Origin of the sequence: Actinoplanes sp. DH11 (genome assembly GCF_020873875.1) — a bacterium.
Lineage (GTDB): Bacteria > Actinomycetota > Actinomycetes > Mycobacteriales > Micromonosporaceae > Actinoplanes.
Window position 1 is genome coordinate 1 of record NZ_JAHWGU010000149.1, and the last position, 443, is coordinate 443.

Consider the following 443-nt stretch of genomic DNA (forward strand, 5'->3'; position numbering starts at 1 on the left):
TCGCTACACCGGGTTCGAGGCCAAGGTGTCCGGCGTTGCCATGCTCGGCCCGGACAAGGCTTCCGTCCTGCTGATCGAATCAGGCGAACTGGTGGAGATCCGCGCCGAGTTGTGCTCGTATCCGGCCGTCGAAGCGGCCTGGCTGATGGCCGACCACCAGTTCCCGTGGTGGGTCTGCCATCTAACCTCTGGCTATTCCGGCAAGATTCCGGAGAACCCACCAGAAACTATCCGGTTCGACTCACTGGCGCTCTGGATGGCCGAGGAGAAGACTCCCTATCCGCTACTCAGTCTCGGTGCTCCGACCATGACCGCGTCGATCATCCCACCGGTGGGGTGCCCGGAGGATCTTCCGATCTGCCTGCAGTACGCAGACGCCCACCCTGACGCTCGCTGGTATGCGGCGAAGCGGGCCAGCGCTTTCGGCATGAGCGATCGGGTTC

General features: G+C 63.4%; 1 protein-coding gene. It reads left to right on the forward strand.

Annotated elements, in window-relative coordinates:
• A partial coding sequence (locus LPA41_RS41165; RefSeq protein WP_229076912.1) for a hypothetical protein occupies window positions 1–443 on the forward strand: 443 nt, incomplete at both ends.